The organism is Streptomyces sp. NPDC111744 (assembly GCF_055634995.1).
The window spans coordinates 389,254-415,417 of sequence record NZ_JBVKCG010000002.1; the positions used below are offsets into that span (position 1 = coordinate 389,254).

At 71.2% G+C, this 26,164-nt stretch carries 28 protein-coding genes and 3 pseudogenes; 13 read left to right on the forward strand and 18 right to left on the reverse strand.

Annotated features, from left to right (window positions below; genetic code table 11):
* The first annotated feature begins 491 nt into the window (after window positions 1-491).
* Window positions 492-2,222, forward strand: coding sequence for a hypothetical protein (locus ACZ7OO_RS05810; RefSeq protein WP_471501851.1), 1,731 nt, complete (start codon window positions 492-494; stop codon window positions 2,220-2,222).
* 57 nt (window positions 2,223-2,279) lie between these two features.
* Here the strand turns inward: ACZ7OO_RS05810 and ACZ7OO_RS05815 are convergent, their stop codons facing one another.
* From ACZ7OO_RS05815 to ACZ7OO_RS05835, 5 genes are read right to left on the reverse strand one after another with little or no spacing between them, the layout of a single operon-like run.
* Entirely contained in the window at window positions 2,280-3,530 is a 1,251-nt protein-coding gene (locus ACZ7OO_RS05815) for a cytochrome P450 (protein WP_471501853.1), read from the reverse strand.
* Complete coding sequence (locus tag ACZ7OO_RS05820) at window positions 3,527-4,132, reverse strand: GTP-binding protein (RefSeq protein ID WP_471501855.1); 606 nt, start codon at window positions 4,130-4,132, stop codon at window positions 3,527-3,529. The genes ACZ7OO_RS05815 and ACZ7OO_RS05820 overlap by 4 nt, the downstream gene beginning before the upstream one ends.
* Window positions 4,113-4,484 carry a DUF742 domain-containing protein gene (locus ACZ7OO_RS05825; protein ID WP_471501857.1) on the reverse strand — a complete coding sequence of 124 codons (372 nt, stop codon included), beginning with the start codon at window positions 4,482-4,484 and terminating at the stop codon, window positions 4,113-4,115. Before ACZ7OO_RS05825 ends, ACZ7OO_RS05820 begins: the two co-directional genes overlap by 20 nt.
* On the reverse strand, window positions 4,481-4,891 hold the full coding sequence (locus ACZ7OO_RS05830) for a roadblock/LC7 domain-containing protein (protein WP_046733906.1): 411 nt from the start codon (window positions 4,889-4,891) through the stop codon (window positions 4,481-4,483). Before ACZ7OO_RS05830 ends, ACZ7OO_RS05825 begins: the two co-directional genes overlap by 4 nt.
* Window positions 4,892-4,896: 5 nt before the next feature.
* Entirely contained in the window at window positions 4,897-6,717 is a 1,821-nt protein-coding gene (locus tag ACZ7OO_RS05835) for a sensor histidine kinase (RefSeq protein ID WP_471501859.1), read from the reverse strand.
* A 344-nt stretch (window positions 6,718-7,061) separates the two neighbouring features.
* Between ACZ7OO_RS05835 and ACZ7OO_RS05840 the strand changes: the two genes are divergently transcribed.
* Complete coding sequence (locus ACZ7OO_RS05840; RefSeq protein WP_471501861.1) at window positions 7,062-7,424, forward strand: DUF1304 domain-containing protein; 363 nt, start codon at window positions 7,062-7,064, stop codon at window positions 7,422-7,424.
* Window positions 7,421-8,008, forward strand: a complete 588-nt coding sequence (locus ACZ7OO_RS05845) for a TetR/AcrR family transcriptional regulator (protein WP_471501863.1) — start codon at window positions 7,421-7,423, stop codon at window positions 8,006-8,008. Before ACZ7OO_RS05840 ends, ACZ7OO_RS05845 begins: the two co-directional genes overlap by 4 nt.
* Window positions 8,009-8,012: 4 nt before the next feature.
* On the opposite strand, the gene ACZ7OO_RS05850 is transcribed toward ACZ7OO_RS05845, so the two are convergent.
* Entirely contained in the window at window positions 8,013-8,396 is a 384-nt protein-coding gene (locus ACZ7OO_RS05850; RefSeq protein WP_471501865.1) for a hypothetical protein, read from the reverse strand.
* Between the two features lie 157 nt (window positions 8,397-8,553).
* Here ACZ7OO_RS05850 and ACZ7OO_RS05855 point away from each other — a divergent pair, with 157 nt between their 5' ends.
* Window positions 8,554-9,504: an NADP-dependent oxidoreductase gene (locus ACZ7OO_RS05855; RefSeq protein ID WP_471501867.1), complete on the forward strand. Its 951-nt coding sequence runs from the start codon at window positions 8,554-8,556 to the stop codon at window positions 9,502-9,504.
* A 17-nt stretch (window positions 9,505-9,521) separates the two neighbouring features.
* Here ACZ7OO_RS05855 and ACZ7OO_RS05860 read toward each other — a convergent pair whose 3' ends face one another.
* The gene (locus tag ACZ7OO_RS05860) at window positions 9,522-10,628 is read right to left on the reverse strand and encodes an NAD(P)-dependent alcohol dehydrogenase (protein WP_471501869.1); all 1,107 of its coding nucleotides are present in this window, start codon (window positions 10,626-10,628) and stop codon (window positions 9,522-9,524) included.
* 25 nt (window positions 10,629-10,653) lie between these two features.
* Window positions 10,654-11,334: pseudogene (locus ACZ7OO_RS05865) on the reverse strand (aldehyde dehydrogenase family protein); the annotation flags it as partial.
* Window positions 11,335-11,336: 2 nt separating this feature from the next.
* On the opposite strand from ACZ7OO_RS05865, the pseudogene ACZ7OO_RS05870 reads away from it, so the two are divergent.
* Both ACZ7OO_RS05870 and ACZ7OO_RS05875 read left to right on the forward strand, forming a co-directional pair.
* Window positions 11,337-11,555 (forward strand): annotated as a pseudogene (locus tag ACZ7OO_RS05870) (MarR family transcriptional regulator); the annotation flags it as partial.
* A 174-nt stretch (window positions 11,556-11,729) separates the two neighbouring features.
* Window positions 11,730-12,122 carry an anti-sigma factor antagonist gene (locus ACZ7OO_RS05875; RefSeq protein ID WP_471501871.1) on the forward strand — a complete coding sequence of 131 codons (393 nt, stop codon included), beginning with the start codon at window positions 11,730-11,732 and terminating at the stop codon, window positions 12,120-12,122.
* 28 nt (window positions 12,123-12,150) lie between these two features.
* On the opposite strand, the pseudogene ACZ7OO_RS05880 reads toward ACZ7OO_RS05875, so the two are convergent.
* The 3 genes and pseudogenes from ACZ7OO_RS05880 to ACZ7OO_RS05890 form a co-directional block, all read right to left on the reverse strand.
* A pseudogene (locus tag ACZ7OO_RS05880) lies at window positions 12,151-12,277 on the reverse strand (EF-Tu C-terminal domain-related protein); the annotation flags it as partial.
* Window positions 12,278-12,335: 58 nt separating this feature from the next.
* The gene (locus tag ACZ7OO_RS05885) at window positions 12,336-13,292 is read right to left on the reverse strand and encodes a ribose-phosphate diphosphokinase (RefSeq protein ID WP_471501873.1); all 957 of its coding nucleotides are present in this window, start codon (window positions 13,290-13,292) and stop codon (window positions 12,336-12,338) included.
* 59 nt (window positions 13,293-13,351) lie between these two features.
* Window positions 13,352-14,068, reverse strand: coding sequence for an SDR family oxidoreductase (locus ACZ7OO_RS05890; protein WP_471501875.1), 717 nt, complete (start codon window positions 14,066-14,068; stop codon window positions 13,352-13,354).
* 74 nt (window positions 14,069-14,142) lie between these two features.
* Here ACZ7OO_RS05890 and ACZ7OO_RS05895 point away from each other — a divergent pair, with 74 nt between their 5' ends.
* Both ACZ7OO_RS05895 and ACZ7OO_RS05900 read left to right on the forward strand, forming a co-directional pair.
* Entirely contained in the window at window positions 14,143-14,958 is an 816-nt protein-coding gene (locus ACZ7OO_RS05895; protein WP_471501877.1) for a helix-turn-helix transcriptional regulator, read from the forward strand.
* Between the two features lie 512 nt (window positions 14,959-15,470).
* Complete coding sequence (locus tag ACZ7OO_RS05900) at window positions 15,471-16,103, forward strand: DUF4230 domain-containing protein (protein ID WP_471502348.1); 633 nt, start codon at window positions 15,471-15,473, stop codon at window positions 16,101-16,103.
* A 27-nt stretch (window positions 16,104-16,130) separates the two neighbouring features.
* Here ACZ7OO_RS05900 and ACZ7OO_RS05905 read toward each other — a convergent pair whose 3' ends face one another.
* The 6 genes from ACZ7OO_RS05905 to ACZ7OO_RS05930 are packed head-to-tail and all read right to left on the reverse strand — an operon-like array spanning window position 16,131 to window position 19,855.
* Window positions 16,131-17,882 carry a complex I subunit 5 family protein gene (locus tag ACZ7OO_RS05905; protein ID WP_471501879.1) on the reverse strand — a complete coding sequence of 584 codons (1,752 nt, stop codon included), beginning with the start codon at window positions 17,880-17,882 and terminating at the stop codon, window positions 16,131-16,133.
* Window positions 17,882-18,229, reverse strand: coding sequence for a sodium:proton antiporter (locus ACZ7OO_RS05910; RefSeq protein ID WP_352219227.1), 348 nt, complete (start codon window positions 18,227-18,229; stop codon window positions 17,882-17,884). The genes ACZ7OO_RS05905 and ACZ7OO_RS05910 overlap by 1 nt, the downstream gene beginning before the upstream one ends.
* A gap of 10 nt (window positions 18,230-18,239) precedes the next feature.
* Window positions 18,240-18,980 (reverse strand): hydrogen gas-evolving membrane-bound hydrogenase subunit E, encoded by a 741-nt coding sequence (gene mbhE, locus ACZ7OO_RS05915; RefSeq protein WP_471501881.1) that lies wholly within the window; start codon window positions 18,978-18,980, stop codon window positions 18,240-18,242.
* Entirely contained in the window at window positions 18,977-19,231 is a 255-nt protein-coding gene (locus tag ACZ7OO_RS05920; protein WP_352219193.1) for a Na(+)/H(+) antiporter subunit B, read from the reverse strand. The genes mbhE and ACZ7OO_RS05920 overlap by 4 nt, the downstream gene beginning before the upstream one ends.
* Complete coding sequence (locus ACZ7OO_RS05925) at window positions 19,224-19,676, reverse strand: MrpF/PhaF family protein (RefSeq protein ID WP_471501883.1); 453 nt, start codon at window positions 19,674-19,676, stop codon at window positions 19,224-19,226. Before ACZ7OO_RS05925 ends, ACZ7OO_RS05920 begins: the two co-directional genes overlap by 8 nt.
* Window positions 19,673-19,855 (reverse strand): hypothetical protein, encoded by a 183-nt coding sequence (locus ACZ7OO_RS05930; RefSeq protein ID WP_471501885.1) that lies wholly within the window; start codon window positions 19,853-19,855, stop codon window positions 19,673-19,675. Before ACZ7OO_RS05930 ends, ACZ7OO_RS05925 begins: the two co-directional genes overlap by 4 nt.
* Window positions 19,856-20,093: 238 nt before the next feature.
* Here ACZ7OO_RS05930 and ACZ7OO_RS05935 point away from each other — a divergent pair, with 238 nt between their 5' ends.
* Window positions 20,094-20,795, forward strand: a complete 702-nt coding sequence (locus ACZ7OO_RS05935) for a VanZ family protein (protein ID WP_471501887.1) — start codon at window positions 20,094-20,096, stop codon at window positions 20,793-20,795.
* Window positions 20,796-20,960: 165 nt separating this feature from the next.
* Window positions 20,961-22,202, forward strand: coding sequence for a ricin-type beta-trefoil lectin domain protein (locus ACZ7OO_RS05940; protein ID WP_471501889.1), 1,242 nt, complete (start codon window positions 20,961-20,963; stop codon window positions 22,200-22,202).
* 186 nt (window positions 22,203-22,388) lie between these two features.
* Here ACZ7OO_RS05940 and ACZ7OO_RS05945 read toward each other — a convergent pair whose 3' ends face one another.
* Complete coding sequence (locus ACZ7OO_RS05945) at window positions 22,389-22,637, reverse strand: hypothetical protein (protein WP_471501890.1); 249 nt, start codon at window positions 22,635-22,637, stop codon at window positions 22,389-22,391.
* 67 nt (window positions 22,638-22,704) lie between these two features.
* On the opposite strand from ACZ7OO_RS05945, the gene ACZ7OO_RS05950 reads away from it, so the two are divergent.
* The 3 genes from ACZ7OO_RS05950 to ACZ7OO_RS05960 all read left to right on the forward strand — a co-directional run bounded on the left by ACZ7OO_RS05950 (window position 22,705) and on the right by ACZ7OO_RS05960 (window position 26,152).
* Window positions 22,705-23,745: a PHP domain-containing protein gene (locus ACZ7OO_RS05950; protein ID WP_471501891.1), complete on the forward strand. Its 1,041-nt coding sequence runs from the start codon at window positions 22,705-22,707 to the stop codon at window positions 23,743-23,745.
* Between the two features lie 292 nt (window positions 23,746-24,037).
* A complete protein-coding gene (locus ACZ7OO_RS05955) occupies window positions 24,038-25,000 on the forward strand; it encodes an SDR family NAD(P)-dependent oxidoreductase (RefSeq protein WP_471501893.1) in 963 nt (320 codons plus the stop codon).
* A gap of 123 nt (window positions 25,001-25,123) precedes the next feature.
* Window positions 25,124-26,152 (forward strand): SDR family oxidoreductase, encoded by a 1,029-nt coding sequence (locus ACZ7OO_RS05960; RefSeq protein ID WP_471501895.1) that lies wholly within the window; start codon window positions 25,124-25,126, stop codon window positions 26,150-26,152.
* Window positions 26,153-26,164 lie beyond the last annotated feature (12 nt).

Consider the following 26,164-nt stretch of genomic DNA (forward strand, 5'->3'; position numbering starts at 1 on the left):
CCCGTTCGCAGGGACGGGGGGACTCTGCGCTCTGTCTCCCGAAAGGAAACACATGCCTCAGGACGTCACCTTCGACCTGCCCTTCGAATCGCCCGTCAGTGAGCATCCGGAGTTCGCGCGCCCGCCATCCGCGCCGGATCCGGGACATGGACCTGGTGCGCAGCCTCATCAACACAGCTGAGGCAGCGACCCAGGTCGTCGTCCTGCAGCAAGAGCGCTTCTACGAGGGCGGGCCGCTCCTGGAAGGCCGGCGGTGTCGAGGATGCGTCCGCCGTGGACCAGCGCCCCCTGGGCGACCCGCGCCCCCTCCCCGGCCGCCAACGCAGTAGTCGTACCCATCGCGGCCGTTCGCGGCATGAGCAGGATCCGGTCGCGCGAGTCCGGCTGTCCGGCGAGGCCGTCGCGGAAGGGCCGCCCTTTCCCGGACACGACTGCCGACGACCGCAGACGACCGATTCCGTTGTCATGACCACAACTTGAAGGAGACTGGTGTGAATTCCCGAGGCGCAGGTGCTGTTCCGAAGGCGTCCGCCGACAGCCTGCTCCCGGCGCAGTCAAGCGCCCAGTTCCGGCCCACGGAGGCGGGGAACACCCTGGCCGGACTCTTCGTGAAACGCATAAACGGGAGCACGGATCAGTACCGGAACTTCCAGAACGCCGCTCAGCAGCGACTGGACGCGCTCGGATCCCGCCACTCCGGCACCACGCTGCATCTGGCGGGAGCCCTCCATCAGGCGCCGCGCGAGTTCCTCCCGCCCGACGAGGAGGGCTACGCCAGGTTGAGGCACCTCGACACCAGCCTGCGCATGATCGAGGCGGCCTTCCCCGAAGTCAGCACCGACATCGAGGTCTGCCGGCTGACCTGCGCGATGCTGGAAGGGGCCTGGCGGAGCCGGGCACTCACCCCGCCGCACGCGGAGGAGCGGGCAACCGACTGCGCCTGCCCGCTGTGCCGTCACCTGCCCACGCCCCCCGCCCGCACGCTGGACGACTACCGCTGGCGGCAGAGCGCCGGCCGCCCCCTCACCGTCAAGACCTGGCCGTACCGCCGGGAACTCGACAGCGTCCTGACCGGTGGATGGTCCTGGACCCGTCAGATGAACGACCTCGAACGAGACCTCGGCCACCGCCACCGCTTCGAGGACGACATCCTCGTCTTCCACGAGTACAAGCGCGTGATCGACACCATCGACACCACGCGCCTCACCCAACACGTCGAAGGGCGCCTGGCCGAGAGTTTCAGCACCAACAGCGCACGGGCCCTGGTCTCCGGACTCTTCGCAGCCCACAAGCGATCCGTCGACGAGTACTGGCTCCAGCAGCACGAGGCGGGCAGCGTCACACTCCCCCAGACCAACCCACTCGGCCACAGCTCCTACTCGGTCCTGCAGATGCTGGACTGCCTGTTCTGGCACGTCGCACCCGACACCGAACTCTGGCAGGAGGAAAACCTCGCCTCCCTGCTGCTGTGCCGTGTCATCGACGACATGGCCGACGTCCGGGCCGACGCCCTCACCGGCGAGATCAGCAACTTCTGGCTCGCCGAGATGCCCACCCACACCAAGGCCTTCTACGCTGCCTGCGCGATAGCCCTCGTCAAGTACGGCTGCACGCCCGAGGCGCATCGCCCGATGTGGAACACCTGGCTGCTGACCACCACCATCGTCTGGATGGGGCTCACGGGACGGCACGCCCTGTGGTTCGACGGCATCACCGAGGGTCTCCCCCCGGCCGAGGGGTGCCCGCTGTGCGACCTGCAGCCCAACGCATGCACCGGCATCCTCACCCACGGTACGACCCTCACCATCGCGCCGCGGCCCACCGCACCGGCGCTGAGCCCCAGGACCGCCGAGCTGTCCGCACGCTGCCGATCCCAGTACCCCGGGGCATGGCCCCTCTTCGACGCCGAGCTCCATGCCTTCGAAGCAGTGCACGGCCCCTGGTACGGCGACACCGACAACACCTGGGAGATCCTGCGCCGCACCTACGTCGCGGCCGTGGAGGCGTCCAGCGCCGCGCCGTCCCCGGACCTCGCTCGTCAGGTCCAGCAAGACGCGGGTGTGGTGGGATCCGAAAGGTTTCACGCCCTGCACGACCCTCTGACCGGGCGGGAGGACACCACACTGCTCGCCTACATGTTCGGCTGCGCGCACCCGCATTTCCTCTGGAACGCCACGGGCTACCGGCCCACGGGCGTCGCGGGCGACTGGCTCGACGGCTGACGCCTCAACTCCTGTTGCCCGGTCGGGTGAGCCGACCGGGCAACGGTGTGTCCGGGCCTACGCCGGGAACTCGACCGGCAGGCTGTCCAGCACGGACATCCATGTGGACGCGGTCGAGGTGAGCTCCTCCGCCGGCACGGCCAGGCGCAGGCCCGGCAGCCGGTGCAGCAGGACGTCCACGGCGATCTGGATGATGGACAGCCCGATGCTCTGCCCGGGGCACTCGTGCGGGCCGGCGCTGAAAGCCAGGTGCGATTCGTTGCCCTGCACCGAGATGTCCGGGTCGGGCCGGACTTCGGGGTCGAGGTTGCCCGGTGCGAGACCGAGGACGAGCAGGTCGCCCTCCTCGATGCGGTGCCCGCCCAGCTCGACGTCGCTGACGGCGAAGCGCCCAGGCAAGACGGACAGCGGCGGAGAGTTCCACATGACCTCCTCCACCAGCGCGGTGATGGTCACCTGACCGCTGGTCAGGCCGGAGAGCCGCGAGGCGTCCGTGAGGACGAGCTGCAGCACCCGGGCCAGCAGATTGCTGGTGGTGCTGTGCCCGGCCACCAGCACCAGACGCAGATGGCTCACGACCTCGTCGTGGTCGAGGGCCGCGTGATGCTCCAGCAGGCCGGTGGTGAAGTCGGAGCCGGGCTCGGCCCGCTTGCGGTCGACGAGTTCGCCGAGGATCTCCTTGATGATGCCGTCGTGCAGGATCGCGTCCTCGCCACCCTGGAACAGCCGGGCGCTGGACTCGACGAGTCGGCGCCCCTCCGCCTCGGTGAGGCCCAGGATGCGGGTGAGGATCAGCATCGGCAGGTAGCCGGCGTAGTCCGTCACCAGGTCGGCGCGACCGTTGGCCGCGAACGCGTCGATCTGCTTGTTGGCGAAGTACGTGGCATGGCGCCGGATACCGCGGCCAACGGCGGCCTGGAGCCCGTCGTTGACGGCACCGCGCAGCCGGCGGTGCGCCTCACCGTCCTGGGACACACAGTCGGGGCGCCAGGCGACCATCGGAACCAGCGGATGGTTCTCCGCGACCCGGCCTTCCCGCCAGTCCCGCCAGATCCGCGCGTCCCGGGCGAACTGGCGGGGATTGTCGAGCACCCGTCGGCCGTCCCGGTAGCCCAGCACCAGCCAGGCGTGGATGTCGCCCTCCAGCAGCACCGGCGCGACGGAGCCGTGCTCCTTGCGCAGCCGCTCGTAGATGCCGAACGGGTCGGTCGCCGCCTCGGGCCCGTACAGCCGGGTCAGTTCGGCCGAACCGTGCGCGACCGGGCAGCCGCGCGGGGCGTCGGGGCTGTCGGCGTTCTGGTCGTTCATCGGGGCTCCAGTGCGACGGCGGAGCGTTCCTTCAAATGACGTATCAGGGCGATCAGTACGTCACGGCTGGAGGCCCGGTCCCGGGCGTCACAGGCCACGATCGGGGTGTGCGGGGAGATGTCGAGGGCGTCCCGGATCTCCTCGATGGGGTGTTCCCTGCAGTCCGGGAAGACGTTCAGGGCGATGACGAAGGGCACGTTCTGCCGCTCCATCTCCTCGATCGCACGGAAGCTGGAGGCCAGCCGGCGCGTGTCCACCAGGACGATCGCACCGAGCGCACCCTTGAACAGGCCGTTCCACAGGAACCAGAACCGTTCCTGTCCGGGGGTGCCGAACAGGTACAGCATCAGGTTCTCGTTGATGCTGATCTTGCCGAAGTCGAGGCTGACCGTGGTCTCGGCCTTGTCCGCGACACCGATGAGGTTGTCGACGCCGACGGTGGCCTGGGTGAGTGTCTCCTCGGTGGTGAGCGGCTTGATGTCGCTGACGGAGCGGACCATGGTGGTCTTCCCGGTGCCGAACCCCCCGGCGATCATCACCTTGACCGAGCGGGTCCCCCCGGCACCGGGGTCGCCGGGATGGTCAAAGCCTTTCAAGTCCACTGAGTACCTCCTGGAGGAGCGCGAGGTCAGGCCCGCGTCCGGCGTGGTGCGCCGGAATGGGATCACGGGCTTCAATACGGCCTGCGTCCAGCAGATCCGCCAACAGCACCGCGAGAATGTTGAAGGGCAATCCGAGATGGGCGGTGAGTTCGGCCACCGACAGCGGATCACGGCAGCGCCGGACTATCTCCTCGTACTCGTGCTGCATCCCCGGGACGGGGGGGGTGCGGGAGACGACGAGGGTGGCCACGTCGAGGCTCGACGCCGACCCGCCCGGTCCGCTGCGTCCCCCGGTGAGGACGTAATAACGTTCGAGACCGGACGGATCCGACGGTCGGCGGGGAGCACTCATCCAGAGTGCTCCTCCAGGCGCGGAGAGGTGCCGAGCAGCTCGCCCATCCGCCGTGACAGGTCCCTCATCTGGTGACCGAGCAGCCCCTGGTCGAGTCCTTCGCGGGCGAGGACCCCGAGATACGTCTCCACACCGGCCCGTACGACGAAGAGGTGACCGCCGTCGACCTCGATCATCGCCAGTCGCAGCTGCCCCGCGTACTTGGGGAACTGCTCGGCGACCGGCTGGGCCAGGGCCTGGAGCCCTGCCACCACGGCCGCGAAGCGGTCCACGTCGTCGGGGTCCTCGGCACCAAAGGAGGTGATGGCCTTGCCGTCGCTGGAGGCCACGAGGGCGAAACGGATCTCCGGGATGCTCTCCACCAGATCACGGAGCGCCCAGCTCACGTCGGTTCCCTGTTGCGTCATGTGGACTAGTCGCTCTCTTCAGTGCGGTGCTCGGCGGACTCGCGTCCGGCGGCGGCGTCATCGGCGCCGGCCGGGGTCGCGGGTGCCGGGTCGTCTTCGTCTCCGGTCAACTCGGCCTCGTTGTCCGCCGCTTCGTCCGCGACGGGCGCGCGGCCCGCGGTGGCGAAGGCGGCCAGGCCCGCAAAGGACTCGTCGGGCGGGACCGCGGGGAACGCGGTGCCCTGCGTGTGCGCGACGCGCTCCTCGGGCTGCTCCTCGTCGCGGCGCCGGCTGCGCCGCCGGGGCAGTCCGCCCGGGGTGGTGTCCAGGGCCTCGCCGGACTCCGGCTGAGTGACGGTTTCGACGGCGACCGGGCCGTGCGCCTGCACCGGGGACGCGGCGGCGGGGGCGGCCGTCACGGGTGCCGGAGCGGCGGCGGCCGCGGGCAGCGGGCTGAAGAACTTGTGCGGGACCACGACGACCACCGAGGTACCGAGCCAGGGCGAGTCGGCGAAGGTGACCCGGATGCCGTAGCGGCGGGCGAGGATGCCGACGACCCGCAGGCCGATGTTGGCGTCCTCGGAGATGCCGCCGATGCCGGGTCCGGCCGCGGTGCCGGTCAGCGAGTGCTCGGCCTCGCGCTTCTTCTCCTCGCTCAGGCCCTTGCCGGAGTCCTGGATCTCGATGCCGACGCCGTTGGGCACCTCCTTGCCGGAGACGACGACCGGTTCGGTGGGCGGCGAGTAGCGGGCCGCGTTGTCCAGCAGGTGGGCGAAGATCAGCGTGAGGTGGTCCACCAGACCGCCGTCGACGCCGAGTTCGGGCAGATGCCGGACCTCGACGCGGTGGAAGTCCTTGATCCGGCCGATGCCGCCGCGCACCACGCTGAGCAGGCGCTGGGGCTCCTGCCACTGGCGCCCGGGGCGGTCCGAGCCGCCCAGCACGCCGATGCTGCCGGCGAGCGAGTCGGCGGGGCCGAGTTCCTGGTCGAGCTCCATCAGACCGCGGGCCACGGCGGGCAGCCGGCCGTGCTCGCCCTGCATCTCGTGCAGCCGGCCGCGCAGCTTGCTGGTCAGGACGTGGATGCGGTTGCCGATGCTGATCACGGCCTGCTCGGCGGAGGTGGAGCGGTTGAACTCCTCCTCCATGCCGATCAGCGAGGTCCGCAGGATGCGGCGCAGGTCGGCCTGGACGTCCTTGTCGACCTTGGCGCACTGGTCGGTGAGAGGCAGCAGGTCGTCGATGGCCTCGCCGTCGCGCAGCCGCTTCAGCGCCTCGGGCAACTGCTCGTCGGCGAGCCGGGAGATCGCGGCCCGCTGGTGCGTGAGCTGCTCCTGCCAGACCTCTGCCTGGTCGGCGAGCTGTGCCTCGGCGGACTTCAGCTGGTCGGCCAGCCGCTCCTCGTACGCCCGTGCCTGCTCGGCCAGTTGGGCGTCGTAGTGGGCGGTCCGCTCACCGAGCCGGGACTCGAAGGCGGCGGCCTGTTCACCGAGCTGGGCTTCGAACGCGGCCGACTGCTCGTTCAGCTGACTCTCAAGCGTGGCGCGCTCGGCGGCGAACTTCCGTTCCATGCCTGAGACATGCTGCTGCCACTGCAAGGAGTGCTCGGTCTGCGAGGCGCGGAACGACCCCTCGGCGCTGCGCAGCCGGCGCTGCGAGCGGATCAGCAGCCGCACGCACACGGAGCTCGCCACGGTGGCCGCGGCGCCGGCGACGGCCGCGGTTATTCGCTCGGAGCTCATGAACGTGGCGGCGACCGTCCCTCCGCCTAAGGCCAGCGGCATCAGCCACCAGCTGTACCAGGCGACAGGGGCCCGCGCCGCCGGCGGCGGAGTGGCGAGTTCCATCTGCATCCTTCGAAGCAACACAATCGAACAACAGCGAACAAGGGCAGTGTGCGAGGGCCGTACCATGACTGCGTACGGCGGGACGACCCAATGTGGGACGCGTCAACTCGCTGTGACGGCATGGAGCTTATCGGGTTTGAACCCGAAAGGATCAACCTCGACGAGCAGAGGAAGTGAGGGTTCCGTCACGCTCCGCCAGTTGGTGGCAAAGCAACAAATACCTATTCCCGTCTGCGACTTGTCGACATGTCCCCTCACCCGGGCCTGGTCGGCCGTGTGCACTCCTGGACATCCGTCCAGCTACAGTGGACACCTGTCCAAATGAGCGAGAGAGTCGGTCGATCATGGAAATCCTGGCGAACGTGGTGGTCGGCCTGGTGGCCGCGCTGCACGCATACATCCTGGTGATGGAGATGTTCCTGTGGCAGAAGAAGCCGGGGATGCGCTTCCACGGCTTCGACGCGGAACTGGCCCGGCGGACCGCGCCGCTCGCCGCCAACCAGGGCCTGTACAACGGTTTTCTGGCGGCCGGCCTGATATGGGGGCTGGTGGCGGCCGACCCGACGGGCTTCCGCGCCCAGGTGTTCTTCCTGTCGTGCGTGGTCGTGGCGGGGGTGTACGGCGCGGTCACGGCCAACCGACGGATCCTGGTCGCGCAGGCGCTGCCCGGTGCGCTCGCCCTGGCCGCCGTCCTCGCGGCCCGATGACCGACCCGACGACCGGCCCCGTGCCCCGGTCGGCGGCCGAGGACCCCCGCGCCGCCCGCACCCGGGCGCGGCTGCGGGCGGCCCTGCTGGCGGAGTGCGCCGAGCGGCCGCTGGCGGAGGTGGGGGTGGCGGCACTGGTGCGCCGGGCCGGGGTGGGCCGGGCCACGTTCTACGTCCACTACGACGGTCTGGAGGCGCTGGCGGTCGACGCCTGCGCCGATGTCGTACGGGAGGCGGTGGACGCGCTGCACGCCTGGCGGGGCCGGCCCGATCCGGTACACGCGCCGCCGGCGCTGCTGGAGTTCTTCGCGGGGCTGGTTCCGCACGCGGCCCTGTACCGGGAGTTGCTCGCGCCGGGCGGCGGGGGTCCGCTGGGCCGGGTGCTGCACCGGGACCTGCGGGCGCGCAGCCTCGCCGAGCGGGAGCTGGTGGGGGCGGCGGACGCCCCACTGGTGGCCTCGGCGGTGGCCGCCACCTTCGCCGGGGTGCTGGCCGACTGGCTGCACGGCCTGCTGGACGCCCGACCCGGGGAAGTAGCCGACCAGGTCTGGCAGTTGCTGGTCGCCCTGCACATGAGCCGCTGACCGGTCAGTCGCAGGCGAAGACGCGCCGCTCCTTCGGCCAGGCCTCCACGCCCTGGGAGGTGCGGACGTACGACGTGTCGCGGTCGTCTGTGAGGCGGTGCGGATGACGGACGCACGTCTTCTCACCGAGCGTCGGGAAGTACGCGGACTGCCAGCCGCAGCGCTCCGCGCCGGAGAGACTGGCGATCTCCGTGACGGGCACGCGCCGGCCGCTCGCCCCCATCCAGCCCTTGGGCCGACCGGGCGCGCCGACATGTCCCTGGCGACCACGACCGCCACCTTCGTGCGCCCCGACGCCGTAGGAGCAGAACACGCGGTCCGCTTCCCGCCGCCTGGCGTCGGCCTCCCCCGCGACCAGTGCCGTCGCCGCCGCCAGCCCTCTGCGCACGGCCGCCCCTTTTCCACGCCGCCGCTGCCCTCCTTCGAAGCCGGTGCGGCCGGAACACCCATGCTCTCCCCGACACGTGCAGGCTTGGCACGATCCTATCGAAGGTTGACCATCGTGCCATTTCCCGGACGAGCGCATCCCGGCAGGCTGGGTGACCATGAGCGATGTGAACACGATGCGTGCGGTCAGCCAGGACGTCCTCGGCGGACCCGAGGTACTCAAGGTGATCGAGGTGGCGCGGCCACGGCCGCGCCCCAACGAGGTGCTGGTCCGGGTGCGGGCCGCCGGGCTGAACCCGACCGACTGGAAGCACCGGGAGAACGGCGGCTTTCTGGGCAAGCCGCCCTTCGTCCTCGGCTGGGACGTCTCCGGCACGGTCGAGGACACCGGAATCGGGGTCGCCGCCTTCAGGCCCGGCGACGAGGTCTTCGGCATGGTCCCCTACCCGTTCGGTCACGGCACGCACGCCGAGTACGCGATCGTCCACGTCCGCGCCCTGGTGCCGAAGCCGTCCGGGATCGACCATGTCCAGGCGGGCGCGCTGCCGCTGGTGTCACTGACGGCCTGGCAGGCGCTGGTGGAGTACGCCGACGTGCGGCCTGGGCAGCGGGTGCTGGTCCATGCGGCGGCCGGCGGGGTCGGGCATGTGGCGGTGCAGATCGCCAAGGCGCGCGGCGCGTATGTGATCGGCACGGCGAGCGCCGGCAAGCACGACTTCCTGCGGGAGATCGGCGTGGACGAGCCGGTCGACTACCGGTCCGTGGACGTCACGGAGGCGGTGCGGGACGTCGACGTCGTGCTCGACACGATCGGCGGTGACACCTCCACCGACTCGCTGCGGGTGCTGCGGCCGGGCGGGGTCCTGGTGTCGATCCTGCCGGTGGGCTCCGCGGAGCTGTACGAGGAGGCCGAGCGGCTGGGCGTGCGGGCGGTGCGGATGCTGGTGGACGCCGACCGGGCCGGGATGCAGGCGGTCGCCGGGCTGGTGGAGGAGGGGAAGCTGCGGGCCACCGTCGCGGCGACCTTCCCGCTGGCCGATGCCGCCAAGGCGCATGAACTGGGCGGCACCGGCCGGACCACGGGCAAGCTGGTCCTGGTGGTGGACTGACCCCAGGAATCCAGGGATCAGAAGGTGAGCACGGGCTTGATCGCCTTGCCCGTGCTCATGTCCTGCACGGCCCGGTCGATCTCGGCGAACGGGTACGTGCTGATCAGCCGGTGCAGCGGGAGGCGCCCCTGGCGGACCAGCCGGACCAGGGCCGGGATGAAGGCCTGGGTCTCGCTGTCGCCGAGGGTCAGGCCGACGATCCGCTTGCCGGCGAGCAACCCGTTGACGTCCAGGGGGACTTCGGTGCCGAAGGGCGGGGCGCCGACGACGACCAGGGTGCCGCGGGCGGCCAGTGCGTCGACGCCCTGGCGGAGCACGGCGACGCTGCCGGTCGTCTCCACGATGCCGTCGGCGCCGTGCCCCCCGGAGAGGCGCTGGACGGCTTCCGGCACGCTCTCCCGGGTGGCGTCGACGGTGTGGGTGGCGCCCACCTCCCGTACCAGTTCGAGGCGCTCGGCGACCCGGTCGACGGCGATGACCGTGGTGGCCGGGGTGAGCGCGGCCGCCATGACCGCCGAAAGGCCCACCGCTCCGGCGCCGAGGACGACGATCGTGCTGCCGGTGGCCGGCTCCAGTACGTTCCACACGGCGCCGACCCCGGTCTGCACCCCGCAGCCGAGCGGCGCGATCGTCTCCAGCGGGACCTCGGGGTCGACCTTGACCAGGCTGCGCTCGTCCACCAGCGCCCGTTCCGCGAAGGAGGACTGGCCGAAGAAGTGGCCGCCGAGTGGCTCGCCGTCGCGGACGACCGTGCCGGTGCCGTCGGCGCGGCGACCGCCGATCAGGTTGAGCGGCAGCCAGGTGGCGCAGTAGGCCGGGTGGCCGCCGTGGCAGTTGCGGCAGTTGCCGCAGGAGGTGAAGGACAGCACGACATGGTCGCCGGGGACCACGGCGGTGACGGCGGAGCCGACGGCCTCGACGACTCCGGCGCCCTCGTGGCCCAGGACCCCGGGTAGCGGGAAGGGGAGCGCGCCGCTCGCCACGCTGAGGTCGGTGTGACACAGGCCGGTGGCCACCATGCGGACGAGCGCCTCGTACGGCCCCGGCTCGTCGAGTTCGACGTCGCTGAGGGTGAAGGGCGCGCCGCCGGACTCGACCACGGCGGCTCGGGTGGTGATGGGCATCGTACGGACTCCTGGTGGGCGGGGCTCAGTCGAGCGAGACGACGACGGACCTGACCTTGGTGTAGGCGGCGAGGGACTCGGGGCCGTACTCGCGGCCGAAGCCGGAGGCCTTGACACCGCCGAAGGGGACGGCGGGGTCGAGCATCGCCCAGTCGTTGACCCAGACGATCCCGGCCTGGAGGCGGGCGGCGACGCGGTGGGCGCGGGCGAGGTTGCCGGTCTGGATGCCCGAGGCCAGGCCGTACGGCGTGGAGTTGGCGAGGGCGACGGCCTCGTCCTCCGAGTCGAAGGGCTGCACGGTGAGGACCGGGCCGAAGATCTCGTCCTGGATCACCCGGGAGTCGTTCGGCAGGTCGGCGATGACGGTCGGCCGGTAGTAGTGGCCGCCGTTCAGGTCGAGGCGTTCACCGCCACAGACGATACGGCCGCCCTCCTTGCGGGCGAGCTCGACGTACTCCTCGACCTTGCGCAGATGCTTCTCCCCCGCCATCGGGCCGACCACGGTCGCCGGGTCGCGCGGGTCGCCGACCGGGACGCCGGGGACGGCCTCGGCAAGGATCCCGAGGAGGGTGGCGTGGACGGGACGGGCGACCAGCAGCCGGGGGCCGCCCATGCAGAACTGGCCGGTGTTGAAGACGAACGCCTTGATGACCGCGCCGACCGCCTTCTCCAGGTCGGCGTCCTCGAAGACCAGGTGGGCCGCGTTGCGTACGGTCGCTGGAGAGCCGTGGGCTGATCCGGCGGGAGCGCAATCCGCGCAACCGGCGGGAGCTGCTGCTCCTGCTGACCGACGCCGGGCGCGAGCTGCTCGCCGGGGTCGCCGGGCCGGTGCGGGAGCTGGAGGAGCGGATGACCCGCGAGCTCACCGCCCACCAGGAGGAGCAGTTCCGCCAGGCGCTGAGCAAGGCGTGGCACGCGCTGTCCTAGAGTGGTGGTAGCGCTCCCACGTGCCGGGCCCCCGACTGTCGCGTACACCACAGAAAATGACACACCGAAGCAGCAGACATATGTCAATCGAACATGCTCAAATTCCCTCTATCGAGGGTAACTTGCAAGGCGGGGAACGGAATTGGACCGGCCGGGGTGGGAGGTGATGCCGTCGTGCGCCAGGAACCCCGACAGGATCCCGCGCCGCTCACCCGGCACCTGCGCGTCCACCAGGAGCGCGGATACACGGTGCTGGAGTTCCGGGGCGAGATCGACATCGCGGCGGCGACCGAGATCGCGCCCTACCTGGACCGGGTGACCGCACGGGAGGCCACCCGGGTGGTGATCGACCTGCTGCATGTGGACTTCTTCGACTGTTCCGGGCTGCGGCTGCTGTACCGGGCGCGCGGCCGGGTGACGGAGCGCGGCGGACAGCTCCAGCTGGTGTGCACCCACCCGCTGACCCTGCGCGTGCTCAAGGTGACGGGACTGTCGCAGCTGCTGCCGCCGCTGGCGACGCTGGACGCGGCCCTGGGCCGGCCGGAGGCCACGTCCGGATCGCTATGACGTCACATCAGGGAAGGCGCTGCAGTGCCTACTTGAGGATTTTGGTCACCTGACCTGCGCCCACCGTACGCCCGCCCTCGCGGATCGCGAACTTCAGTCCCTCTCATCTCGGTGCCCGGCGGCAGGGTGACGACTCCGGTCACGTCGGCGGTACGCCCGGGCCTCGAACTCCGTGTGCTCAGTCACCGATCCGGACCTGATGCTCCCTCCTGTCTAGAGGTTGCGCGGCTCGTCGAACAGGGCGCTCACGGACTCACCGTTGTGAATACGGCGTACGGCCTCGGCGAGCGCCGGGGCGATGGACAGGATCCGCAGCTTGTCGGTGTACTCCTCGACGGGTACCGGAACGGTGTTGGTGCACACGATCTCCAGCACGTCGGGCTGCTCGCTCAGCCGCTTGAGCGCACCGGCCGCGAACAGTCCGTGGGTGCACGCCACCCGGATGGACCGCGGCGGCCCCAACTCCCGTAGTCGCTCCAGCAGTTCGATCACCGTGCTGCCCTTGGCGATCTCGTCGTCGAGCACGATGACGTCCCGGTCGGCCACATCGCCGATGACGGAGCTGATGACCACCCGGTCGTCGGCGAACCGCTGCTTGGCGCCGGCCGCCACCTGGGCGCCGATCAGCCGGGCGAAGGCGGCGGCCTCCTTGGCGTTGCCGAGGTCGGGCGAGACGACGGTGGTACGCGTCAGGTCGTACCGCCGGAAGTGCGCGGCCAGCTCCCGCAGTGCGTGCAGATGGTCGACCGGCACCGAGAAGAATCCGTGCACCTGCGGGGCGTGCAGGGTCATGGCGAGGACCCGGCCGGCGCCGGCGGCCACCAGCAGGTCGGCGACGAGGCGGCCGCCGAGCGAGATGCGCGGGGCGTCCTTCTTGTCGGAGCGGGCGTAGGAGTAGTGCGGCATGACGACGGTGATCCGGCCCGCGGAGGCGCCGCGGGCAGCGTCGCACATCAGCAGCAGCTCAACCAGGTGCTCCTGCACCGGCCGGACCAGGGGCTGGATCAGGAAGACGTCCCGCTCCCGGCAGTTCGCCTGGAGCTGTACCTCCAGACAGTCGTTGGCGAACCGGCTGACCCGCGTCGGGCTGAGCGGCACCCCGAGGTGCGCGCAGACCTCCTCGGCCAGCTCGGGATGGGCGCTGCCGCTGAAGACTGCGATGTCTCGCACGATCCGCTCCTCGCATGATCAATACGGGCTACGCGTTCATGCTACGGACCATGGCGCTCTCACCAGGGCACGGGTGTGCCGTCCCAGGAGTGGAACCCGCCGGTGGGACCGTCGTCGGGCAGCAGTGCGAGGCGTACGACCCCTCGTGCGCCCTCGGCCGGATCGCCGCCCCGGTCGGCCATCCCGGGGACCAGGTCGGTGGCCCGCCGCCCCGGGGCGAGGGCGTTCACCTTGATGCCGTCCTCGGCCAGCTCCTGGGCGTAGAACACGGCCAGCGCGTTGAGTGCGGTCTTCGAGGAACGGTAGGCGGCGGACCGGGGGCTGCCGTGGGCGAACTGCGGATTGGGGTGCGTACTCCAGGTGAGGGACGCGGTGCCGCTGGAGACGTTCACGATGCGCGGGTGGGCAGAGCGGCGCAGGGCGGGCAGGAAGGCGTTGGTGACCGCGACGACGCCGAAGACGTTCGTCTCGTACGTCCGCCGGAGGTCCTCGACGCCGGTTTCGGTGGGCGGGCCGGTCACCGGCTGGACGCCCGCGTTGTTGACCAGGACGTCCAGGCGGTCGACGCGGGCGGCGGCGCGTTCGATGCTGCCGGGGTCGGTGACGTCGAGGACCAGGAGCCGCGCGTCACCGCCGATCCGCGCCACGGCACGCTCGCCGTGCTCGATGTCCCGGGAACCCACGTGGACGCTGAAGCCCTCCGCGACGAGAAGCCGGGCGACATGGAAGCCGATGCCCTTGTTGGCACCGGTGACGAGTGCTGTGCGATCGTTCATGACAGCCACGGTTCCCCGGCCGCGTCCGTCCTGCCAGGGACCACCTGTACCAGGCGGACCGGGGAGGCGGCGGTATGGCGAGGCAGGAACTGGCCCGCTTCCTGCGGGAGCGCCGGGCGGGCCTGCGCCCGCAGACGGTGGGGCTCGCGCCGGGCACCGTCCCGCGCCGTACGCCCGGCCTGCGGCGCGAGGAGGTCGCGGAGCTGGCCCATATGTCCGTCGACTACTACACCCGGCTGGAGCAGGCCCACGGCCCCCGCCCCTCCCCGCGCGTCCTGGACGCCCTGGCCGGGGCGCTGCGGCTGGCCCCCGCGGAGCGCAGCCATCTCTTCCGGCTGGCCGGCTCGGCCGCACTCCCGCCCGCCCCCACGGCGGTCCGGCGGGTGCGCCCGCACGTGGCCGGGATGCTGGAGCGGCTGCCCGACACCGCGGCGATCGTCACCGACGCGTCCTACGGCCTGGTGGCCTGGAACCCCCTCGCGCAGCTGCTGTTCGGGGGAGACCTGGGAGACGGCACGACCAACCTGGCGCGGCGGCGCTTCCTGAGCGAGGGACGGATGTACGCGAGTTCCACGGCCGGGGAATTCGGTCACATCGTGGTGGCCCGGCTGCGGCGTGCCGCCGAGCGGTATCCGCACGACGGGCAACTCGCCGCTCTACTGGACGAGTTGCGCGCGGGGAGCGAGGAGTTCCGGCGGATCTGGGCGACCCACCCGGTGCATGCCCCGGGCCATCGCAGCAAGGTCCTCGACCATCCGGAACTGGGGCGGCTGCGGCTGAACTGCGACGTCCTGCTGGTGCCGGAGGACGACCAGGAGGTCGTCCTCGTGACAGCGGATCCGGGCTCGGTGTCGGCGCGCCGGATCGCGGAGCTGGCCGAGCGGGTCTAGCCGGCCAGGAACGGTAGGACGTCCGGTCGTACGACCGGCTCGGCTCGGGCCGCTCAACGGCGATGTGGCCGAGCGCGGACATCGTGGTCTGGTGTCCGACCGCCGGCCCGCAGACCAGGTCTTCACGGGAGCAGGCCGTCGCTGTGGATGCGTTCGCGGTCGATGTGGTCGGGCCCCGGCCCAGGGCCGCCGACGGGGCGACGGCTCGCAGGTGGCCGTCGGCTGCACCGTGCCGCGCAGCCGCTGATGGCCCGGACCTTCTGGGTCACCAGCCCGTCGGGCTACTCCACACGGTCGTCCGGGGCTCCTGGTACGCCGACGAGAGGTCACTCCGCGCCAAAGCGTGTACCAGTACTGCGTCAGCTGTCTCAATTGGCCAACAACACGGTCTGGCAAGGCTTTCGGCGGGCATTCGTCCCGTGGGAAAGGAGGACCGTCACATGGCGAGTTCCACCAAGGAGAGCAAGGAGACCTCCACGAAGGAGGCTCCCGTCAAGGCCCGGCCCCGGCGCATGCCCGGTTGGGCGAAGCTGCTCACCGCGTTCGTGCTGGTGCTCGTGGTGCTGTTCGCCGGGATCAAGCTGGCGGTACTACCGGGCATCAAGGACCTGTTCGGGACGGAAACCCGTGACAACACGGGCCCAGCGCTGCTCAAGTCCATCCAGGACATGAGCCGTTACGACGCCGCCTCCGGCAACTTCCAGGTCGTCGTGGACCTGGAGAAGGACTCCAAGTACCTGCCGAGCGCGATCCGTGGCACCCGCACCCTGTACGTCGGGGCGGGCACCGTGGATTCCTATGTCGACCTCGGCAAGATCGCCGAGAAGGACGTGACGGTCAACAGCGACCGCACCGAGGCCACCATCCGGCTGCCGCACGCGCAACTCGGCAAGGCCGCCCTGGACGCCGACCACTCCTACGCCGTCTCCAAGCAGCGCGGACTGCTGGACCGGCTCGGCGACCTGTTCTCGGACAACCCCAACAGCGAGCAGGCGGTGCAGAAACTGGCCGTCAAACACATCTCCGACGCAGCCAAGACCAGCGGTCTGACCAAGCGGGCCGAGACCAACACCACCGACATGCTGGAGGGCCTGCTGCACTCCCTGGGGTTCACGGAGGTGCATGTGACCTACGGCACGGTCTGATCAGTCCGTGTGATCAAGACCGTGTGATCAGCCGCCCAGCACAGCGGGCAGAGCCAGCGCCCCGAGCGCGGCTGCGCCGACCAGCAGCCAGGCCACGTAGTCCCCGACATGCCCGGACTGCAGGCTGCGCAGCGGCAGCGCCCCGCCCCGGACCACCAGCAGGCCGGGCCGGGCGACCGCGAGGGCGGCCAGGCCGACGGCCAGGAGGCTGGAGAGGCAGCCCAGCAGGACCCCGGTCATCGTCCAGTGGACGGCGACCGGGGTCCTGCCCCTGTCGACGGCATGGACGAGCACCTCCGGAAAGCCGGGGGCGAGGCCCACGGCGAGGGCGCCGGCCAGCAGCACGGCGGGGACGGCGATCATCGTGCCCGGGATCCGCCCGAGCCGGCCCTCGGTCTCGGGCTCCTCATCGGCCCCGGTGGTCTCGTACGCCTCGCCCCTCGGCGGCCTCTCCCCGAGGCCCACGAAGACCCGGGCGGCGACCCGCAGCACCGCCCCCGCCGTCACCGCCGACACGACGACGTACAGCACGGTCAGCGGAGCGCCCACCGCCTCCTCGGCGACCGACTTGCCGAGCGCGGTGCCGAACGGCGGCAGCCCCGCGAGGGCCAGCCCCCCGAGGGTGAACAGGACGCCGACCGTGCGCAGTTCCCGGGCCCGGCCGTGCAGCGCGCGTTCGTCGACGTTGCCGTAACGGTCCAGGAGGATCCCCGCGCAGGCGAACAGGGCGGCCTTCACCCCGGCGTGCCCGAGCAGGTACAGGGCGATTCCGGCGTCTCCCTGCGGGGTGAGGACGCCAAGGCCGACGAGGAACAGTCCGGTGTGGGCGATGGTGGAGTTGGCGAGCAGCCGCTTGATGTGCCGCTGGTGCCAGCACATGAACGCGCCCAGCACGGCCGTGAGCACACCGAGGACGACCAGCGCCCGCTCCAGGTCGGCGGCCGGGATGCCGCCGGGTCCGGCGAAGACCGTGCCGTACACCCGCCACACACCGTACGCGCCGAGCTCGACCATGACTCCGGAGAGCAGCATGCACACCGGGGTGGGGGCGACGGCGTGGGCGTCCGGGAGCCAGAAGTGGAAGGGCACGGCGGCCGCCTTGACCAGCAGTGCGGTGAGCACCAGGACGAAGGCGGCCAGGACCAGCGCGTCGGTGCGGCCGTGCGCGTCCAGGCCGTGGCCGATCTTCGCCATGCCCAGTTCGCCGGTGCGGGCGTACAGCAGGCCGACGCCCATCAGCATGGCGTACGCGCCGAGGGAGTTGACCACGCCGAAGGTCAGCGCCCCCTGCACCGCCTTCGCCTCGTCGATACGGTAGCCGGTCAGCGCGTAGGCGACGACGCTCATCAGTTCGAAGAAGACGAACGCGTTGAACAGGTCGCCCGCGACGGCGAAGCCGCACATGCCGGCCTGGAGGACCAGCATCAGCGCCGGGTAGGAGCCCGCGTGCCGGTGCGGCGGCTCCGCGAAGTAGCGCCAGGAATAGACCAGTGCGGCCAGGGTCAGCAGCGAGGCGAGGGCGGCCATGCCGAGGGCGGGACCGTCCCCGACCAGTACGATCCCTACGCTCTCCCCGCCGACCGGCCGCCAGCCGCCGGCCCACTCGACCAGTGGGGGCGAGGAGTTGAGCAGCAGGATCAGCGCGAGGGCGCAGGTGCCCGCGCACACCGCGCAGGCGAAGGCCTCGGCGAGGACGCGGTGCAGCCGGCGGCCGCCGGCCACCAGCAGGGTGGCACCGAGCAGCGGGACGGCCACGATCAGCGGCAGCAGGTGGTGCATCAGCCGCGCAGCTCCGTCAGTTCGTCCGGGTCGACCGTGCCGTGCCGCTTGGCGATCTGCAGGACCAGCGCGAGCAGCAGCGCGGTGACGGTCGCGCCGACGACCACGTCGGTCAGGGCGAGGGCCTGCACCACCGGGTCGACTAGCGGCCGGGTCCCGGGCGTGAGGTCGGAGAAGACCGGTGCGGTGCCGCCGTCGCGGTAGCCGACCGCGAGCAGCAGGACATACGTCGACGACTGGACGACGGCCAGACAGCCGACGGCGTGGATCAGGTTGCGGCTGGTGGCGAGGCCGTAACAGCCCGTCAGGAAGATCCAGACGGCGACCAGATAGGGGAAGACGTGCATCACCGGCGGCTCAACTCCCTTTCTCCTCCTCGATCTCGACGGCCTGGTCGAGGAAGCAGGCGAGCAGCACGACGACCGCGCCCGCCACCTCCATGCCGATGGCCGCGTTCAGCAGGGGGACCAGACCGCCGGAGGACAGCGTGTTGAACGTGCCGTACGGCAGCAGTGTGTTGGCGAGGAACGCGGTGCCGGCCAGCAACCCGGAGAGGCCCAGGACCAGGTAGGCGCAGGCGGCGAGGGAGTCGGTGACTTCGAAGACGCCGATCGGGCGGACGCGTTCCAGGGCCCGGTAGTCGGCGCCGAGGTAGAGCAGGTGCAGGGCGGTCGCGGCGACGACCCCGCCCTGGAAGCCGCCGCCGGGGCTGAGCTGGCCGTGCGCGATGACGTACAGGCCCGTGACCAGGGCGACGGGAAGCACCAGCAGGGCGTACCGGCGGACGGGCACGGCGACTTCGGCGGGCCGCGGGCGGCCCCGGTGCTCGTCACGGCTCTGGCGCAGCAGGACCACACAGCCGAGGACGGCGGCGAAGAGGATGCTCATCTCGCCGAGGGTGTCGTAGGCGCGCTGGTCGAAGTTGACGGAGGCGATGACGTTGGCCGTGTGCCGGGCCAGGGAGGCCCGGACGGCGCGTTCGCCGTAGGGGTGGCTGCGGCCGCCGAAGGACGGCAGGTCGAGGCAGGCGGCCACCAGCAGTGCGGCGAGCCCCGCGCCGCCGAGGGCCAGCAGACACATGCGCAGGCGCCGGGTCACCTGTCGCCCTCCTTGCCGCGCCGCTTCACCTTGCGGACCGACAGCATGATCAGCAGCGGGGTCAGCGCGGAGCCGACGGCGAGCTGGGAGAGGCCGACGTCGGGGGCCTGGAGCACGGTGAAGAGGGCGCCGAGGAGCAAGCCGAGCAGGGACAGGACCAGGGCCTGGCGGGCCGGGTCACGGGTCGCCACGGCCGCGGTCGCCGAGGCGGCTGTCAGCAGCAGTGCGACGACGATCACCGCGTCAGCCACCGCGCACCCCCCGGAACCCGCCGGACAGCGCCCGTGAGGCCACCACGTTCCCGCCGATCAGCAGCGCCCCGATCACCAGCAGTTTCACCATCGCCCGCCCCGGTCCGGTCACCGCGCACAGCACGAGCACGACCACCGCGCCGACCCCGGCCGCCGTCCAGGTCAGACCCCACGCGCTGGGCCGCTCGGCCGCCAGGTCGTCCGCGAGCAGCCGGGCGAAGACCAGGGTGCCGACCGGGCCCAGGAGCGCCAGCAGCAGTGCGAGATCGACGTAGGACGTACGGCCGTATCCCTGGGCGAGCAGCAGCAGGCTGGGGCAGACCGCCGATGTGGCGAGGTTCTGGGCGACCACCCGGCGGCTGAGCGGGCCGGTGGCGACCGCCCAGAGGGCGGTGCCCGCTCCCCCGCACAGCAGCACGGTCGCGGCCAGGATCCAGCCGTTCACCGCCAGGTCACCGCCCGTCGGCCGGCGCGGGCCACGAGGGCGCCGACGGCCGCCACGCTCGCGCCGACGATCCGCTCCAGGGTGTCGACGGTGCTGATGAACACCAGCCAGAGCAGGGCGAGTCCGGCCCACCAGGTCAGCAGTTCGGCCGCGGCGACGAGCGCCGTTCGCCTGGTCATACGCCGCCTCCTCCGGTCACCTCGCGGCACGATGTCCGTTTCGTCGCTTCTTCGCCGCTTGTGCATCCAAGCACCGCGGCCACCGCCCTCGGCGGCGGCACGCGGAACGGACCAGGAGTGCCCAGGGAGCGCGAGCGGAAACCACCGGCGCACTCCGGCCACGCCGGGACTTCGGCATCCCCGGACGATTCGCGGGTATCTGGCTTAGCGCCCCGGAAGGTTGATGAGTGGAGGACCAATGGTCAGCGCCGCCTCGCGTCTGCGGATCGCCAAGAGCGACAAGAACGAGGGGACGAAGGAGGACGGGGGGCCCGACAGAAAGGCCGGGGTCTTCACCCGGGCCGCACGCGTCGTCAAGGTCCGCACCGCCAAGCCGGACGCCGGCACGAAGAAGGGTGCCACCACCAAGGCGGCCGGCAGCGGCAAGAAGAGCGGCACCGGCGGCAAGGGGGGCTCCTCCGCCAAGGCCGGTGTCGAGCGTCGGCCGCTTCCCCTCCCGCTGCGGCTGCTGGCCATGACCTGCGCCTTCGCCGTGATGGTGGCGTTCGCCGTGGTCCTGGCCCGGCTTACCCTCGATCCGTCCCCGGCGTCCGTGTCGATCGCCCACACCAATCTGCACCCCGGCGCCACCATCAAGATCTATCTCGACCAGCCCGCGTTCCGGGACGCGGTCAAGCAGATCGGCGGGAATGTCCTGCTCGGCCTCCCCTTCGGCATCCTCGTGCCGGTCCTCGCGCCCGGTGCGCGGGGCATCCTGAAGGTACTGGCGCTCACCGCGATCGTCATGCTGCTGGTGGAGATGGCGCAGGGCGCGTTGGTCACCGGCCGGGCCTTCGACGTGGACGACGTCATCCTCAACACCTCGGGGGCGCTGGTCGGTTGGCTGCTGCTGGGCCGGCGGCTCGGCCGGGCGGTGCACGCACGCAAGCGCAAGGCCTGACCAGCCGGCCGGTCCTCGGACCGGCCGGCTGTGATCGTCCGGTACTGGTCCGTACCAAGGGATTGACGCCCCACTTATCTCACCTCTTAAATCAAGGGCGACGCCTTCACCCCCCACCCCGGCGGACGCCTCCCCGCGCCCGGCCGCCGTACGGAAGGAAGAGCCGTGGCCTCCCCACGCATGCTCCGCAGATGCCTCTTCGCCGCCCTGTCCGCCGCCCTGGCCGGATCCGTCGCGGTCGGTCCCGCACACCGGGCCGAGGCCGCCGGCGCCGGAGCGGCCGCCGTGACCTTCTCCGACACCTTCGACGGTGCCGCCGGTTCGCCGGTCAACTCCTCGAAGTGGACGCTGGAGACCGGCGACAACGTCAACAACCACGAACGGGAGTACTACACCTCGGGCACCAACAACGCGGCCCTCGACGGCCAGGGTCACCTGGTCATCACGGCCAAGAAGGAGAACCCCGCCAACTACCAGTGCTGGTACGGCACCTGTCAGTACACCTCGGCCCGGATGAACACGTCCGGGAAGTTCAGCGCCCAGTACGGGCATGTCGAGGCCCGGATGAAGATCCCGCGCGGGCAGGGCATGTGGCCCGCGTTCTGGATGCTCGGCAACGACATCGGACAGGTCGGCTGGCCGAACTCCGGTGAGATCGACGTGATGGAGAACGTCGGTTTCGAGCCCTCGACCATACACGGCACCATCCACGGCCCCGGCTACTCCGGCTCGGCCGGGATAGGCGCCGGCTACACGTTGCCGAACGGCCAGGCCTTCGCGGACGGTTTCCACACCTTCGCGGTCGACTGGGCACCCAACTCGATCAAGTGGTCGGTCGACGGGAACGTCTACCAGACGCGCACGCCCGCCGACGTGGGCGGCAACACCTGGGCGTTCAACAAGCCGTTCTTCCTGATCCTGAACCTGGCCGTCGGCGGCTACTGGCCGGGCGACCCCGACAGCTCCACGGCGTTCCCGGCGCAGCTGGTCGTGGACTCGGTGTCGGTGACGACGAGCGACACCGCGGCCGGCGTCGCGATCAAGGGCCTGGCGGGCAAGTGCGTGGACGTGGCCGGGGCGAACTCCGCCAACGGCACCCCCGTCCAGCTCTACGACTGCAACGGCAGCGCCGCCCAGCAGTGGACGGTCGGCAGCGACGGCACGATCCGTGCGCTGGGCAAGTGCCTGGACGTCACCAGCGGCGGCACAGCCGACGGCACGACGGTTCAGCTCTACGACTGCAACGGCTCCGCAGCCCAGAAGTGGGCCGTCTCGTCGGCGAACGACATCGTGAATCCACAGGCCAACAAGTGCCTGGACGTGACCGGCAACAACTCGGCCAACGGCACCCGACTGCAGATCTGGACCTGCTCGGGCGGCGCCAACCAGAAGTGGACCGTCGGCTGAGAGCAGGCAGGGCCAGGGCCTGTCTGACAATTTCCGTCTGCCTCGCGACGCCATGCACGCTCCCCCAGCCTCCGGCCGGGGGGAACCCCACTCGCCGCACCGGGCGCAGACCCAAGTACGTCCAGTACGAGGGCCTACGCCCGGCAACGCCGAGAGCACGCACCCGACAGGAATGTCGGACAGGCCCTAGCGGCGGGGCACCCAGGTGAACTTGTCCCCGCCCACCCAGCAGACCACGGACGGGTCGTCGAGGTCGTGGACCGTGATCCCGTAGGCCGCGGCGACCTCCAGCACATCGATGATGCCCCTCGCCTCACCGACCACCTGACCGTCGATCTCCACGATACGGAAGGGCGGGGTGCCCGGCCTGCCGGTCATGACCCCGAGCACCAGGATCCGCGGCTGGGAGATGAACGGGCTCGCTATCTCGGTCATGCAATCGAGGGTAGATCTCCCCGGGCGGAAGTGACTTGCCTGAGTCACCCTGACGGTGGAGGTGGCCATGGAACCCGTCGAGGCGCTGGAACGGATCGCCTTCCTGCTGGAACGCGCTCTGGCACCGTCCTACCGGGTCCGTGCCTTCCGCACCGCCGCACGGGTCCTGGCCGCCCTGCCCGCCGACGAGGTCGCCGAGCGGGCCCGGGCGGGCACCCTCGAATCGCTGCGGGGCGTGGGCCCGAAGACGGCCCAGGTGGTCCGGGAGTCGCTGGCCGGAGATTTGCCCGGATATTTGCGCAAGCTCGAGAAGGAGGCGGGTGAGCCTCCGACGGGTCCCGGGTCCCGGCTGCGGGCGCTGCTGCGCGGGGACTGCCATCTGCACTCGGACTGGTCCGACGGCGGCAGCCCGATCGAGGAGATGGGCCGCACCGCGTCCGCGCTCGGCCACGAGTGGGCGGCGCTCACGGACCACTCGCCCCGGCTCACGGTGGCCCGCGGACTGTCCCCGGAGCGGCTGCGCGAACAGCTGGCGGTGCTGGCGGCGCTCAACGCCTCCTGGGCGCCGTTCCGCCTGCTCACCGGCATCGAGTGCGACATCCTCGAGGACGGCTCGCTGGACCAGGAGCCGGAGCTGCTGGAGCGGCTGGACGTTGTCGTCGTCTCGGTCCACTCCAAGCTGCGGATGGACGCCCGCTCGATGACCCGGCGCATGGTGCGAGCCGTGCGCGATCCACACGCGGACATCCTGGGCCACTGCACCGGCCGTCTGGTCACGGGCCGGGGGCGGCCGGAGTCCGAGTTCGACGCGGACGAGGTGTTCGCCGCGTGTGCCGAGTCCGGTACGGCCGTGGAGATCAACAGCCGCCCGGAGCGTCTGGACCCGCCCCGGCGGCTGCTGCGCCGGGCCGTCGAGGCGGGTGTGCTGTTCTCGATCGACACCGACGCCCACGCGCCCGGCCAGCTGGACTGGCAGATCCTCGGCTGCGCCCGGGCCGAGGAGTGCGGGGTGCCTGCCGAACGGGTGGTGACCACCTGGTCGGCGGAGGAGCTGCTGACCTGGACCGGGGAGGGACGGATCCCCGCGCGCGTGGCCGCCTCGAGGTGACGCGGATCACTTATGGGCTCGGAACACCGGGAGGTTGTTGCCCGTTGAACCAGCCGTGGGTGCGGATGGGACAGTGTCCCCGGGCCTCACCATTTGCCCACAGGGAAGATCGTTCGGCTGAAGCCCTGTGGAGCCTTTCGCCGCGAGGCGACCGCCATCCGTGCCCACCACCCGACCGCCCCGGCCGCGAATCCCCCGTCGCGGCCGGGGCTTTCCACTGTTCGGGGGCCTTTCTCGGGCTCCGCGGCCTCGGCTTGACTTCGAGAGCACTCCAATTCGTAGCGTTCAAGTCATGAGCACTACGACTCCTCAGCACAAGATCGGTTCCGGATTCGGCGCGGACAGCACGGCCGACGACGTCCTTGCGGGCCTCGACCTCGCCGGCCGGCTCGCGATCGTCACCGGTGGCTACTCCGGGCTCGGCCTGGAGACCACGAAGGCGCTGACCAAGGCCGGCGCCCATGTCGTCGTCCCCGCACGGCGCGCCGAGGCCGCCCGGGATGCGCTGGCCGGCCTGGACCGGGTCGAGGTGGACGAGCTGGACCTCGGTGACCTGGACAGCGTGCGCGGCTTCGCCGAACGGTTCCTGGCCTCCGGCCGCACCCTCGACTTCATGATCGACAGCGCCGGGATCATGGCCTGCCCCGAGACCCGGGTGGGGCCCGGCTGGGAGGCCCAGTTCGCCACCAACCACCTCGGGCACTTCGCCCTCGTCAACCGGCTCTGGCCCGCCCTTGAGCCGGGCGGCGCCCGAGTCGTCTCGGTCTCCTCGCGCGCGCACCACTTCTCCGGTATGCGCTGGGACGACGTCCAGTGGCAGCACGACTACGACAAGTGGCAGGCCTACGGCCAGGCCAAGACCGCGAACGTGCTGTTCGCGGTGCACCTCGACCGGCTCGGCCAGGGCTCCGGCGTGCGCGCCTTCGCCCTGCACCCCGGCGGCATCATGACCCCGCTCCAGCGGCACATCCCCCGCGAGGAGATGATCGAGCGCGGCTGGATCGACGAGCAGGGCAACTTCCTCAACCCGCAGGGCTTCAAGACGCCCCCGCAGGGTGCGGCCACCCAGACCTGGGCGGCCACCTCCCCGCAGCTGGCGGGCATGGGCGGGGTCTACCTGGAGGACTGCGACATCGCCGAGCCCGCCGTGGAGGGCGAGACGAACGGCGTCAAGGCCTGGGCGATCGACCCGGACCAGGCCGCTCGGCTCTGGGACCTCTCGGCGGAGCTGACGGGCGTGAACGCGTTCGCCTGACACCCGGCCGCGCTCAGGCTGCCGCGCGTATCGATCACCCCCCGGTCATGGCCCGGCTCAGCGGGTGTGCCCGCCGGCTGCCCCGGGTACCCGGGGCGTGCCCGCCGGTGAGAGGAGCCGAAGGTGAGCAGCTCAGCGGAGCACAAGGTTGTTGTCACGGGGGCCACCGGGAACGTCGGTACGAGCGTGGTAAGGGCGCTCGCCGAGGGTCCGGGGGTCGGGTCGATCCTGGGGCTGGCGCGGCGGATCCCGGACTGGGCACCCGCGAACACGGAGTGGTCGCCGGCGGACATCACTTCCGAGCGGACGCCGCTGGCCGAGCTGTTCGCGGGCGCCGACGCGGTGGTCCATCTCGCCTGGGCGTTCCAGCCGACGCGTGATCCGGCGCGGACCTGGCGCACCAATGTGCTCGGTGGCATCCGGGTCTTCGAGGCAGTGGCGACGGCCGGTGTGCCGGTGCTGGTGCACGCCTCCTCGGTCGGCGCGTACGCCCCGGGCCCCAAGGACCGGGCGGTGGACGAGTCCTGGCCCACGCACGGCTGGCCGGACGCCGCCTACTGCCGGGAGAAGGCCTATCTCGAACGGGCCCTGGACATCTTCGAACGCGACCACCCGGACGTGCGAGTGGTCCGGATGCGCCCTGCCTTCATGTTCAAGCGGGAGTCGGCGAGCGAACAGCGCCGGATCTTCGGCGGCCGGCTGTTGCCCGGCCCGCTGGCCCGGCCCGAGCTGCTGCACTTCCTGCCGGACGTGCCCGGGCTGCGGGTGCAGGCGCTGCACACCGACGACGCGGCCGAGGCCTTCCGGCTGGCCGTGACGAGCGAGGTCCGGGGTGCCTTCAACCTGGCTGCCGATCCACCGCTGGACGCGGGCGTACTGGCCGAACGGTTCGGTGCGCGTCGGGTCCGGGTGCCGCGCACGGCGGCCCGGTCGGCGATCGCCGCCGCCTGGGGCCTGCACCTGTTGCCGGCCTCTCCGCACCTTTTCGACGCGGTGCTGCGGCTGCCCCTGATGGACTGCACCCGGGCCCACGAGGAACTGGGCTGGCAACCGCGCCGCACCTCGACCGAGGTTCTGCAGGAGTTCCTGGACGGCCTGCGCGAGGGCGCCGGGGCGGCGACGAGGCCGATGCACGGGAGCAAGGTCGGCTGAGGGCTGACGGCG